This window comes from Bacillus cereus group sp. BfR-BA-01360 (genome assembly GCF_022663595.1).
GTDB lineage: Bacteria > Bacillota > Bacilli > Bacillales > Bacillaceae_G > Bacillus_A > Bacillus_A cytotoxicus.
This window is the reverse complement of the sequence record NZ_JAKUFV010000012.1, coordinates 1-13,430: the sequence shown is the minus strand read 5'-3', so window position 1 is coordinate 13,430 and position 13,430 is coordinate 1. Positions and strand designations below refer to the sequence as shown.

Sequence of the window (13,430 nt, the reverse complement as noted above, 5' to 3'; positions counted from 1 at the left end):
CTATACAGACACAGCCTCTTGTTATCCTCTATTTTCTCTCCGATGTGGGGTATCCAAAAAGGCAGTGAAACTTGAGTTTTTGGAGCCCTTTTTTAATTCTCTATCAAAAAACATACATAAGCATCACGCAGTACCTCATGCTAATATTAAAAAATAATCCACCGTTTACATGCCGCATCTTCTAATCAACAATTGAAAGGCTCACATAAGAAAAAACAGTGCAAGAGCACATTTTTCTGTGCGAAATCGGAGTTTTGTATGCTAGCCACTGCTGCACTTCATTTTCCTCCACTATAAAAAATAGTAGTTCAGACCATAGTGGTGATGATCTGCGCTACTATTTTTAGTATGCTTTTTAGGAAATACGAGAACGTAAATATGCATCAATAAATGGGTCGATTTCTCCATCCATAACCGCTTGTACGTTACCAACCTCTGTATTTGTACGATGATCTTTAACAAGAGAATATGGGTGAAATACGTAAGAACGAATTTGGCTACCCCAGCCAATTTCCTTTTGTTCCCCACGGATTTCATCTAATTCCGCTTGTTGCTCTTCTAATTTCTTTTGGTACAATTTTGCTTTTAACATTTTCATCGCATGCTCACGGTTTTTAATTTGTGAACGTTCCGATTGACAAGTTACAATCGTATTTGTCGGTATATGTGTAATACGAACTGCTGAATCTGTCGTATTAACGTGCTGTCCACCAGCACCACTTGCACGGTACGTATCCACTTTTAAATCTTCTGTACGTACTTCAATTTCAACTTCATCATTAAATTCAGGTACAACTTCACAAGATACAAATGATGTATGGCGACGACCTGAAGAATCAAATGGTGAAATACGAACAAGACGATGTACACCTTTTTCAGCTTTTAAATAACCGTATGCATTATGACCTTTAATTAACAGCGTCACACTCTTAATACCAGCTTCATCACCTGGTAAGTAATCTACTGTTTCCACTTTAAATCCGCGCTTTTCAGCCCATCTTGTATACATGCGCAATAACATCGATCCCCAGTCTTGTGACTCTGTTCCACCTGCACCTGGGTGCAATTCTAAAATGGCATTATTTTTATCATAAGGATCACTTAATAACAATTGCAATTCGTATTCATTCATTTCTTGTATTAAAGATTTCACTTCAGATTCCAATTCCTCATGTAAATCTTTATCGTACTCTTCTTTTAACAGTTCATGTGTTACTTCTAAATTTTCAAATGTTTCATCTAGCTGACGGAACTTCCCAACCATATCTTTTAATGCATTTGCTTCATTAATAACAGTTTGAGCACCTTGTTGGTCATCCCAAAAGCCAGCTTCCATCATCGTTTCTTCTAATTCTGCAATGCGCTTTTCTTTTGCAGGAAGGTCAAAGAGACCCCCTAAAAGCCGCTAATCTCTTAGCCATTTTCTCTAATTCCTGTCTAATTTCAACTAATTCCATTTCCTTCACCTCTATGCAATTACTGTTACGCTTGATAAAAAAACAAGGGAAACTCTCCCCGCCTTTTCCAGAGAGAGTTTCGCTCTTTTTATTATATGGATATTTCTAAAAACTTTCCATTTTCTTCGCAGAAATGCTTGCTTCAGGATACAAGTTGCTTTTCTTTAATTCAGCTCTGGTGGTCAGAACAGTTGATCATTTCACTGCTTTCTTACGAGTTCCAATGGCCTCTTTTGTTCTGAACGAGCCGCCTCCGCTTTTTTTGATCCAGCTCCGGCCGCTAGAATGTTCGGTGGCTTCACTCCTTCCTCCGAGGCAAAGTGCGCCTCTTTGTCAGGAGTTCCATCCCCCTCCCATTCTGAACGAGCCGCCTCCGCTTTTCTTATTTCCCAACACCGCAGCAGTTTTTATATTTTTTACCGCTACCACATGGACATAAGTCGTTACGTCTAACTTGTTCACCTTTAACAACTGGTTTTTTCTTTGCTTCTTCACCGCTATCTACTGGATGAATTGCTTCTCCTTGTGCCACTTCTTGGCGCTCTAAATTTTGTTCGATTTCCGCTTTCATAATGTAACGAGAGATTTCTTCTTCAATGGAAGCGATCATCGCTTCAAACATCGCAAAGCCTTCCATTTGATATTCACGAAGTGGGTCAATTTGACCGTAAGCACGTAAATGAATCCCTTCACGAAGTTGATCCATCGCATCAATATGATCCATCCACTTCGTATCTACAACACGGAACACAACAACTTTTTCAAATTCACGCATTTGTTCTTCTGGCAGAAGTTTTTCTTTTGCATCATAGCGCTCTAATACTTTTGCCATAATTGGTTCGCTCATCTCTTCTGGGGCAAGACGACGTAATTCTTCTTCTTTAATGTCGCCTTCTTCAAGAAGAGTTGTATTTAAGTAGTCAATAAGACCTTTTATGTTCCAATCTTCTTCCACTTCTTCTTGTGTATGAAGCGCAATTGCACGGTCTACCGTAGACTTCATCATCCCTTCGATGATGTTTCTTAAGTTTTCAGATTCCATTACTTCTTGACGTTGTTTATAAATTACTTCACGTTGTTGACGAAGTACATCATCATATTGTAGAAGCTGCTTACGTGCATCATAGTTGTTTCCTTCTACACGTTTTTGAGCTGATTCTACCGCACGAGAAACCATCTTACTTTCGATTGGTTGTGAATCATCCATTCCGAGGCGATCCATCATCGCTTTCATATTATCAGAACCGAAGCGGCGCATAAGTTCATCTTCCATAGATAAGTAGAACTGCGTCACACCAGGGTCTCCTTGACGTCCAGCACGACCGCGTAACTGGTTGTCAATGCGGCGGCTCTCATGGCGTTCTGTCCCGATAACGGCTAAACCGCCAACTTCTTTTACACCTTCACCTAGCTTAATATCTGTACCCCGTCCAGCCATATTCGTGGCGATTGTTACAGCGCCTTTCACACCAGCTTCTGCAATAATATCGGCTTCACGCGCATGGTTTTTCGCATTTAAGATGTTATGACGTACACCTTTTCTTGTTAACATTTTTGAGATAAGCTCTGACGTTTCAATTGCTACAGTACCAACAAGGACTGGTTGACCATTTTTATGACGTTTCACAATATCTTGAACAACCGCATTGAATTTGCCTTCCATCGTTTTAAAAATTAAATCGGCACGGTCATCACGAATAACAGGTCTATTCGTTGGAATAACAATAACATTCATATTATAAATGTTGCGGAACTCTTCTTCTTCTGTCTTCGCTGTACCAGTCATACCTGATAACTTTTTATACATACGGAAGTAGTTTTGGAATGTAATTGTGGCAAGCGTCATACTTTCATTTTGAATTTCTACGCCTTCTTTTGCTTCAATTGCTTGGTGTAACCCTTCACTGTAGCGGCGTCCTTTCATAAGACGACCAGTGAATTGGTCTACGATAACAATTTCGCCCTCTTGTACCACATAATCCGTATCACGGTGCATAACAACGTGTGCACGAAGAGCTTGATTAATATGATGAAGAAGTGCTACATGTTTTAAATCAAATAAATTTTCGATATGGAATGCTTTTTCCGCTTTTGTAATTCCATCTTCTGTTAACATCACATTTTTTGTTTTTACATCAAATGTATAATCTTTTTCATTTTCTAATGTACGAACAAATGCATTCGCAAACATATATAATTCTGTTGATTTTTGTGCTTGTCCAGAAATAATAAGCGGCGTACGCGCTTCATCTATTAAGATAGAATCGACTTCATCAATAATCGCAAAATGAAGCGGACGTTGCACGCGCTGCTCTTTATATAGCACCATGTTATCACGTAAATAGTCAAAACCAAGTTCATTGTTTGTACTATATGTGATATCAGCAGCATACGCAGCTTGTTTCTCTTCCCGCGACATACTATTTAAATTAATTCCCACTGTTAAACCAAGAAATTCATGAAGTTTTCCCATTTCACTTGCGTCACGCTGTGCTAAATATTCATTGACTGTCACAACATGAACGCCTTTACCTGTTAAAGCATTTAAATATACGGGTAAGGTAGACGTCAACGTTTTACCTTCACCAGTTTTCATTTCTGCTATATTCCCTTCATGTAAAGCAATACCACCCATTAACTGAACTGGGTATGGGCGCATACCCAGAACGCGGTGTGCCGCTTCTCGCACAACAGCGAAAGCTTCTGGTAATAAATCATCTACTGTCTCACCTTTTGCCAGACGTTCTTTAAACTCAGCTGTTTTTCCCTTTAATTGTTCATCAGTTAATGGCTTTATAGTCGGTTCAAGTGACTCGATTTGATCTACCATTTTCTGCATACGTTTAATTTGGCGTTGATTTGCATCAAATACCTTTTTTAAAATACCGATCATAGGAAATACGCTCCTCTTTTATTAAAATAACACCTCTGATTGTCTGCTCTCTATATTTCATCAATCAGTCGTGATAAAAAGCAATTTATGTTCTGCCAATTTCTCTCCTAATTTAAAAAACCAAAATGTATAAACCTAATGATAATTGTAACACTTGTTTTATAGCTATGACAACAATCGTCCAAATGTATCCTTTATATAAAATAACTCGATTTTTTATACTATGACAAAAAACGATAATAATACAGGAACAACTGAACAAAAATTCTATAAATCAGTGCTTCCTACAAAATAATAGGCACATTCTATTTCATACAATTCAAAAAAAAAGCGTAGCCTTTGACAGCTACGCTTTTGAATCGTTATTTTGCTTCAATTAATCCATATTTTCCATCTTTGCGGCCATATACGATATTTGTTTCGTTTGTATCTGCATTTGTGAAGACGAAGAAGTTATGACCTAACATATCCATTTGTAAAATCGCCTCTTCAACGTCCATTGGTTTTAAGTCAAATCGTTTTGTACGTACAAGTTCTAATTCATCTTCCTGTACTTCTTCTTGACCTAACTGATCTGGAAGAATAAAGGCAGTTTTAGCAGAACCTTTTTCACGTAACTTACGATTTACTTTTGTTTTATGCTTACGAATTTGACGCTCAATTTTATCAACTACTAAGTCAATTGCAGCGTACATATCGCTATGAGTTTCTTCGGCGCGAAGTAATAAGTCTGTAAATGGAATTGTTACTTCGACTCTTTGCTTGTCAGAGTATACTTTTAAGTTGACCTTCACTTCTGGGAATGTATCAAAATAGCGCTCTATTTTGCTCAGCTTCTTTTCTACATATTCCTTTAATGCTGGAGTTACTTCGATATTTTCACCACGAATGTTGAATTTCATAGATGAATTCCTCCTTTCAAGCCTATGTATATTATTTCGACACCGGCTTAAAAAACCCTTTTCACTTTTTTAAAAAAGTTGTTGAAATTGCAATTTTTATCATTTTTTGTTGAAAAGATGCATCGTTTCTATTTTCATTTTACCCTATTAACACTATACATAACGAATATAAGTATGGACAATTCGTTACAGAAAAGAAACAACTTTTTGACAATACTTTCTACATAAGGAAAAATCCAATCGATAGCGGTTCTACCTAACAGAATCCATATAACATAAAAACCCTTGTCTCAGCAAGGGTTTCCAATTATATAAACGTTGCCACAATCGCAGCTCTATGTTCTTAAAATCCTTTACAACTTCACAACATTCACCGCTTGCGGTCCACGTGCTCCATCTACAATATCAAATTCCACATTTTGTCCTTCTTCTAATGTTTTATACCCCTCTTGCTGAATTGCAGAAAAATGGACAAAAATATCATCGCCATCTTCGCGTTCAATAAATCCAAATCCTTTTTCTGCATTGAACCATTTTACTCTTCCTTGCATGCTTGTTCCATTCCCTTCACTCTAAAAATCAGGACATTTGTCCTATAGTTTGACTATAACGAATGACAACCTGTCAAGTCAAAGAAGACTTGTCGCCTTTTTATTGTATCTTTCGACATCTACTATCCTCGGCAAAGCGTCAAACTGGATACACTTTGTGCACCTGCATGATATAGTAATTCACCGACTTGCCTCACCGTAATACCTGTCGTATATACGTCATCTATAATTACAAGATGTTGCCCTGTCAAACACTCTTCTTCTTGAAAGTAAAAAGGATTGGCAGCAGCTATTCTCTCTATTCTCCCCTTTTTGCTCTGTTTCTCTGTCTCTTTTCTAGTTAAAGATGTTGGTAAAATAGGAATTGGCAAGCAGGCTGCTAATCGTTCAGCCTGATTAAAGCCCCGCTCATACTCTCGTTCTTTACTAAGGGGCACAGGAATAAGGAATTGTGCATTTGAAAAGTATTTTTGAAATGTCGATACAAAGCCAATTTGAAAAACCTTCACAAGCTCTGCATCGCCTCGAAACTTAAACCGTGCTAATATCTCTTTCATTCCATCATTATACACATATGTAGAACGATTCTTTATGAAAGGAAAGCAATTTTCCTCTTTCCATTTCATACAATCTCTACAAATTTCCCCGTACCTATATGCCGGATCAAGAGAAGATAACGGACGACCACAGCCATGACAAAATTCTCCTGTTATATAGGAAAGTTTTCGTTCACATAGATTGCATATGTATCTATCGTGAGGCCGAATAAAAAAAGAATACCAACTCGCTTCTTCGGCAATATAATCGTCACAAAGTAAACAGTGCATCAATCTATCAACCCTTCTCGTTTAGCCCTTTTATTCATAAATTGAATATGCTTTTTCGCAGCAGTCATTGCTTTCGTTTTTCCATAATGAAAATAAATGACTTCCCCCTTTGGATTGTGAGAACTTCTACCAACGCGGCCCGCTATCTGAACCAGTGCACTTTCAGAAAAAATATCCTCTTCTGCTCCTAGCACAGCTACTTGTAAATTCGCGACCGTTACCCCTCTCTCCAATATAGTTGTAGTTATGAGTAATGGTATATCCCCTTTACGAAATGCCTCTACTTTCTCTTTTCTCATTGGATCTTCTGCATGAACACCAGTAATTTTATGATGTAATCTTTGTAACACAGCCGTTACTTCCTCTACATAACAAATATGAGGAACAAATAAAAAGATAGGATAATGTTTTTGTAGATATATAAGAAGCCAGTCCAATAGAACTTGAGGAATTTGTTTACGTCGAAGTAGTTTTCTCCAATTTCCACACCATTTTAATTTAGGAACCGGTAATGGATGGCGATGATAACGTCCTGATATAATAACACCTTTTTGTTTACCATTTTGCACACTCTGTTTCCATTTCTCTTCTGGAGTTGCTGTTAAATAAATATAGGAAGCATCCTCCTTCGCCGCTTTTCTTACGGCCTCATGTAACATATGATCCATCACATACGGAAAAGCATCAATTTCATCTATAATCATGACATCAAACGCCCTATAATAGCGAAGCAACTGATGAGTTGTAGTTACGATAAGCATCGCTTCTTTTTCATATTCTTTACTGCCTCCGTATAATGTCGCAAATGGTATATCTGGAAACACTTCTTGTAGTCGTGGAGCTAATTCTAATACAACATCTTTTCGAGGCGTCGCTATACAAACTCGCTTACCGTTTTTAAGCGCTTCATCTATGCCAGAAAACAACATCTCCGTTTTTCCAGCACCACATACCGCCCAAATAAAAAAGGACTCTTTCTGTTTAATCGCTTCTACTACCCCCTTTGCAGCTCTATTTTGCCCCGGTGACAATACTCCTTTCCACTGCAAGGCATGAGGAAAACATTCTTGTTTCCCTTCGCAAACACTTCGAACAAGCATCGTACATTCGCTTACTCGTCCCATCATAATACACTTCCGGCAATACGCACATACTTGATTACACCTTTTGCATAAAAATGATGCAAATAGACGTTTCTCTTGATTCCCGCAACGTTGGCATATATAATTGGAATTTTTTCGAACAATCCCTTTTTCTAATACAATCTCCCCTCTACTTATGAAATCGTGCAACTGTTCTTTTGACCATGAAAGTTCATGCAATAACATTTGTCTTCCTTTTTGTATCATTAGACATCCCCCCTTCTCTACTTTACTTCCTTGTCGTAACACTGTAAAAAATCAAAAAAGCCGATAACCTACTTATAAAATAGTAAGCTATCGACTTTATACACATGTTTTATATGTTACAAATCTTAGAATCTACCATAACCTAAGAAATGTTTTTGATTGTAACTGCTGCTTAAGCTAGAGTATGCAATACCTTTATCACCAGCATGAATCATTTGTCCATTACCAACATAAATACCAATGTGAGATGGACCTGCTTTGTAAGTACCTTGGAAGAATACTAAATCTCCTGGTTGTGGACTGCTTACTTTAGAAACAGAGTTCCAGTAACCAGCAACATCTTGACGACCTACTCCATAAACATAAGAGATGAAACCACTGCAGTCAAAACCACCGTTTGATGGAGATGCACTTCCCCAAACGTATGGCATACCTAAATATTGCTGTGCTTTACCAATCACACCATGAACTGGAGCTGGGTTTTGCGCAGGAGTTGGAGCTGATTTTTTCGATTCTTTTTTAGGCTGTTCTTGCGGAGCTGCTTGTTGTGTTTGAGCCTCTGCTACTTGTTTTTGAGCAGCCGCTTCTTGTGCAGCTTTTTCTTTTTCTTGTTCTTCTTTTTCAGCTAATTGTTGTAAATATAACGCTTGCTTTTCAAGCTCTTTTAATTGACCTTCTGTACTTGTCATATTTTTTACAACAGTGTCCATTTTAGCACTTAATTCATTTACCGCTTCTTGTTTTTTTGCTTTTTCAGCATCAAGCTCTTTCTTTGCTGCTTCAATTTTTGATTGTGCTTCTTTCAGCTCTTTTTGCTTTTGCTTAACTGTTTCAACGTCTCTTTTCACAGCTTCTTGATCGCTTTGTTGCGTTTTCATAATATCTTCATCAGATTCAAGAATTTTAGAAACTGAAGTTAAACGATCTACTAAATCAGCAATGTTCTTAGAGTTCACAACAACCTCTGCTACAACGTTCGTATTTGGTTGTTCTTGAAGTGCTACTAAACGTTTTCTCAGCAATTCTTCACGTTTAGAAATCTTTGTTTGTAACTCAGCAATATGCTTACTTTTCTCCTCAATTAATTGCTCTGTTTCAGCAACTTTTTTTGTTGTTTCATCAAGCTTCGCTGTATTCTCTTGAACAGACTTATCTAAGTTTTGAATCGTTTTATTTAAGTCATTCATTTGCTTCTGAAGCTCATCACGTTCTTGTTGTTGTTTATGTAAAGTATCATTTTGTGCATTAATTTGTGTTTTTACGTCATCAATCTTTTCTGCGAATACATTTGGTGCTACCACTGAAAACATCATTCCTGCAGCCAATGCGCAAGATGCCATCTTTAGCTTTTTCATTTTGTTTTTACACCGCTTTCTTTTCCGAATATAATCTATTAAAACTTATACCATAATTCGGCAGTTTTTTTGTCAATGTTACGTTTTTGTAAAATAAATGTAATATTCTTTCGGAAATCCAAGCACAAACCAGCTCTAATTCTATATATATTTGTAGAATCTTAAGAAAAAACATCGTTTTTTTATATAATTGTCATCTATTTGTTACAGAAAAAAACGTAGGATCGCCCTACGTTTTTTCCAGTATACAAAGCATTACTTAACTTACTTTTATTTCACCCATTTTTCAGCCCAATTTTGAACCTCGTTCATAACACTCTCCAGTGCTTTTCCTTTATCAGTTAGTCCGTATTCAATTCGGACAGGTACTTCTGGATACACATTACGAACAACAATGCCTTCGCTTTCTAATTCCTTTAGACGCTCTGACAACATACGATCGCTCATATCCGGGATAATATCAGCGATTTCTCTAAAACGCTTCGGCTCTTCTAATAAAGATTTAATAATTAACCCCGTCCACTTCTTACTAAGCAGTGTGAAGGCCGACTCGAACTTTGGACATAAGCAAGAATTATGCTCCATATGTTTCACCTCTCTTTTATTGTAATATAGTTTCTTATAAAAAGTAAGCAATAAAACTTTCTTCATTTTAAATTATGTACATTTTATCATTCCTAAATATTTACTTGTCAAATAAAGCGGGAATTTAATCCGCATTTTTCCCTCACCACTGCTAACTAGTCTTCTCAAATTGAGGACCTACGAACAATAAAACTTCCATTTCCAAAATAGAAACAAATGGTAGAACGAACGGCCATACCAATCCGTAAAAAAACTCTCTTCAAAAAAGAGAGCTTTTACATTTTTTATTTTGTATACCAACCTAAGCCAATCGAGCCTTCTCCTAAATGCGTACCAATAACAGCTCCAAAATAGCTAGTTCGAATTGTAACATGTGGATATTTCTCTTGCAATTCTTGCTTCCATGCCTCTGCTTCCTCTTCACGATTTGCATGAATAATAACAGCTTCCATTGGCAGCCCTTTACTCGCCTGCTCATCAAAGATTTCAACAATGCGCTTTAATGCTTTTTTGCGCGTACGAATTTTTTCAAAAGGAATAATAACTTTATCTCTAAAATATAATATCGGCTTCACTTGAAGTAAGCTTCCAATAAACGCTTGTGCACTATTCAGACGACCGCCTCGTTGTAAATGATGTAGATCATCCACAACAAAATATGCATCAATCGTCTTTTTCATCTCATCAAATCGCTTTAAAATCTCTTCAGGTGTCTTGCCTTCACGCGCCATTTTTGCCCCTTCACGAACATAAAACCCTTGCACTTCACAACTGATTTCAGAATCATATGCGTACACATCAATACCCTCGACCATCTGTCCAGCTGTTGTCGCTGTTTGATATGTCCCACTAATCCCACTTGAAAGATGGATACTAATAACAGCATCATATTCTTTTGCTAATTCTTCAAACAGCTCGACAAACTTTCCGATTGCCGGCTGAGAAGTCTTTGGCAATTCTTCTTGTTCACGTACTTTCACATAAAAATCATCAGCTGTTATCTCTTCTTCCTCTTGATAAGATGTTGTTCCGAAAACAACATTTAATGGAATCATGTGTATATTGAGTTCTTCACGAATATGCTTTGGTATATATGCTGTACTATCAGTAACAATAGCTGTTCTCATTTTCGTACCTACCTTATAAAAATTTTTTATTCCGCTATTTTAGGGCAGTAAGACTCCCACCTCAAGGTTCAAAGAGTAACAAAGAAGATAGGTGGGAGTAGGAATGCCCGTAACAGCCCGATTGGTGAGGGCTCATAATCAGTGATGGATGAAGAACCCCCCACTGATTAAAGTTTCACTTTATTTCTAATTTTACACGAAAACTAGAAAAGGTGCATTAATGTATGAAAATGCTGGTTAAAAATTATAATAAAAGCATCAACAAATTACAATAAAAACATTAAATCTCCGCCTAAATTTACGATATATTTTTAAAAAATGTTTGAATCTAAAAACGCTCCCTTTTACAATGTAAATACTAGTGATTCCGAAAGATAGGGGCGTATATCATTGTTATTACAATATTTAACAATCAAAGGCTACGGTGAGCACGAAATTGTCATTCAAAAATCAAGATTTATCTGTTATATTAGCCGAGCCAAAACTGAAGAAGAGGCGCAAGCATTTATCCAAAAAATAAAAAAACAACATTGGAATGCGACGCATAACTGTTCTGCTTATTTAATCGGCGAACAAGATCAAATTCAAAAAGCAAATGATGATGGCGAACCGAGCGGTACAGCTGGCGTTCCAATGCTAGAAGTACTTAAAAAACGCGGTTTGAAAGATACCGTCGTTGTCGTTACACGTTACTTTGGTGGTATTAAACTAGGGGCAGGCGGTCTCATTCGCGCATACGGAAAATGTACAAGTGAAGGGATTAACCATGTAGGTATAGTCGAACGAAAACTAATGCGTGTGATGAAAACAGAGATTGACTATACATTACTCGGAAAAGTTGAGAATGAATTGCGCCACTCTGAGTATGCCATCAAAGATATACAGTACTTAGAGAACGTAACGTTTGCTACGTATGTAGAAGAAGATCAGAAACAAAACTTTACCGATTGGATGATTGAACTAACAAATGGGCAATGTACAATTAAAGAAGACGATATGCTATACCTCGAACAAGATGTCCCACAATAAATCTTGTTCTGAGTGACAAATATAAAAGACTATTCTAACTTCCATTACGGAAATAGAATAGCTAAGATTATAACCTTACATTAAAAGGAGATTATATATGGAAGATCGTTATCATCATCTCCAAAAAAGAAGAGTAAAAAAGAAACGTAGACGTAAATTGGTTCTCTTTCTTATTTTTGCATGCCTATTTGGCAGTGTAGGGCTATACTTTCTTAATTCTTACTCTTCGCTTATGGAAATGTATAATGGCTTTACACGCGATAAATCCAAGTTACGTGCAGAAGATGTAGAAATTACAAAAACTCCGTTTACCGTTCTTATTATGGGGATTGAAGATTATGCAACGGATGGGCAAAACGGTCGAACGGATTCCCTTATGTTTGCAACCGTGGATCCGAAATCTAAAAAGGTCTCCCTCATGAGTATTCCACGTGACTCACGGGTAACGATTGCAGGAAAGAATAGAAAAGACAAAATCAATGCCGCACATGCTTATGGCGGAGAAAGTATGGCAATAGACACTGTTGAAAACTTTTTAGAAGTTCCTGTTGATCACTATGTAAAAATTGACTTTAAAGGATTTAAAGGAATTGTCGATGCAGTGGGAGGCGTTACTGTCGATGTCCCATTTGATTTTTGGGAACGTTCCGATACGAACTATGATAAAAAAATCCACTTTAAACAAGGAAAGCACGATTTAAATGGGGAAGAAGCTCTTGCTTATGTTCGCATGCGAAAGCAGGATCCAAATGGAGATTACGGTCGTGCCGCAAGACAGCGTCAAGTACTTGCTGCTGTTATACACAAATTGAACTCTGCATCAACCGTATTTAAAATTAAAGATTTAGCAGATGTCGTTGGAAAATATATAAAAACTGATATACCGATCTTTGATGGGCTTGCTGTTTACAAGAAATTTTCTGATTTCGATCCTTCTCATATCGAAACGTTAAAACTAGAAGGAGAAGACAAAAAAATAGATGGAATCTATTACTTCATTCCAGATGAAATAAGCATGCAAGTTATTCGTAATTCGATTAAGAAAAATATCGGAAAAGCTGATGAACAAACCGAATCAACAACCGATACAAACGAAGGAACAGCAGAGCAAAATAAAGATGCAAACAAAAATACATCTTCACAATCAGGTGCAAATAATGAGGAGAAACCTGCTGCAAACAAAAAAGTACCAGAGTCACCACCCTCTACAAATGCGCATGCAGAGTGGATTATGCGAAATCATCAATAAAAAAGAGCCGATGCTATAAAATGTACCCTATAGGATAGACACTTAAAAAAAGGTCTATTCTATAGGGTATTTCTTGTATAATGAGAGAAAAATGAGAATCGGAGAC

At 37.1% G+C, this 13,430-nt stretch carries 11 protein-coding genes; 2 read left to right on the top strand and 9 right to left on the bottom strand.

Features of this window, described 5'->3' with window-relative positions; genetic code table 11:
• Positions 1 to 355: 355 nt before the first annotated feature.
• From prfB to MR056_RS12460, 9 genes are all read right to left on the bottom strand, one after another.
• Positions 356 to 1,457, bottom strand: a protein-coding gene (prfB, locus tag MR056_RS12500; RefSeq protein WP_109090158.1) for a peptide chain release factor 2 whose coding sequence is annotated in 2 segments (ribosomal slippage) — positions 356 to 1,384 and positions 1,386 to 1,457 — 1,101 coding nt in all. Because the reading frame shifts where the segments join, the coding sequence is not laid out codon by codon here.
• A 382-nt stretch (positions 1,458 to 1,839) separates the two neighbouring features.
• Entirely contained in the window at positions 1,840 to 4,350 is a 2,511-nt protein-coding gene (gene secA, locus MR056_RS12495) for a preprotein translocase subunit SecA (protein WP_087099353.1), read from the bottom strand.
• Positions 4,351 to 4,712: 362 nt separating this feature from the next.
• Positions 4,713 to 5,252: a ribosome hibernation-promoting factor, HPF/YfiA family gene (gene hpf / locus MR056_RS12490; protein ID WP_012096178.1), complete on the bottom strand. Its 540-nt coding sequence runs from the start codon at positions 5,250 to 5,252 to the stop codon at positions 4,713 to 4,715.
• A gap of 353 nt (positions 5,253 to 5,605) precedes the next feature.
• Entirely contained in the window at positions 5,606 to 5,803 is a 198-nt protein-coding gene (locus MR056_RS12485; RefSeq protein ID WP_012096179.1) for a cold shock domain-containing protein, read from the bottom strand.
• 122 nt (positions 5,804 to 5,925) lie between these two features.
• Positions 5,926 to 6,630, bottom strand: coding sequence for a ComF family protein (locus MR056_RS12480; RefSeq protein ID WP_048723493.1), 705 nt, complete (start codon positions 6,628 to 6,630; stop codon positions 5,926 to 5,928).
• A complete protein-coding gene (locus tag MR056_RS12475; protein WP_048723495.1) occupies positions 6,630 to 7,979 on the bottom strand; it encodes an ATP-dependent helicase ComFA in 1,350 nt (449 codons plus the stop codon). Before MR056_RS12475 ends, MR056_RS12480 begins: the two co-directional genes overlap by 1 nt.
• 125 nt (positions 7,980 to 8,104) lie before the next feature.
• On the bottom strand, positions 8,105 to 9,334 hold the full coding sequence (locus tag MR056_RS12470) for a C40 family peptidase (RefSeq protein WP_087099355.1): 1,230 nt from the start codon (positions 9,332 to 9,334) through the stop codon (positions 8,105 to 8,107).
• A gap of 270 nt (positions 9,335 to 9,604) precedes the next feature.
• A complete protein-coding gene (locus MR056_RS12465) occupies positions 9,605 to 9,919 on the bottom strand; it encodes a winged helix-turn-helix transcriptional regulator (RefSeq protein ID WP_242136563.1) in 315 nt (104 codons plus the stop codon).
• 284 nt (positions 9,920 to 10,203) lie between these two features.
• On the bottom strand, positions 10,204 to 11,046 hold the full coding sequence (locus MR056_RS12460) for a DegV family protein (protein WP_012096184.1): 843 nt from the start codon (positions 11,044 to 11,046) through the stop codon (positions 10,204 to 10,206).
• A 390-nt stretch (positions 11,047 to 11,436) separates the two neighbouring features.
• On the opposite strand from MR056_RS12460, the gene MR056_RS12455 reads away from it, so the two are divergent.
• Both MR056_RS12455 and MR056_RS12450 read left to right on the top strand, forming a co-directional pair.
• Positions 11,437 to 12,075, top strand: coding sequence for a YigZ family protein (locus MR056_RS12455; RefSeq protein WP_012096185.1), 639 nt, complete (start codon positions 11,437 to 11,439; stop codon positions 12,073 to 12,075).
• Positions 12,076 to 12,172: 97 nt separating this feature from the next.
• Complete coding sequence (locus MR056_RS12450) at positions 12,173 to 13,324, top strand: LCP family protein (protein WP_012096186.1); 1,152 nt, start codon at positions 12,173 to 12,175, stop codon at positions 13,322 to 13,324.
• Positions 13,325 to 13,430: the final 106 nt, after the last annotated feature.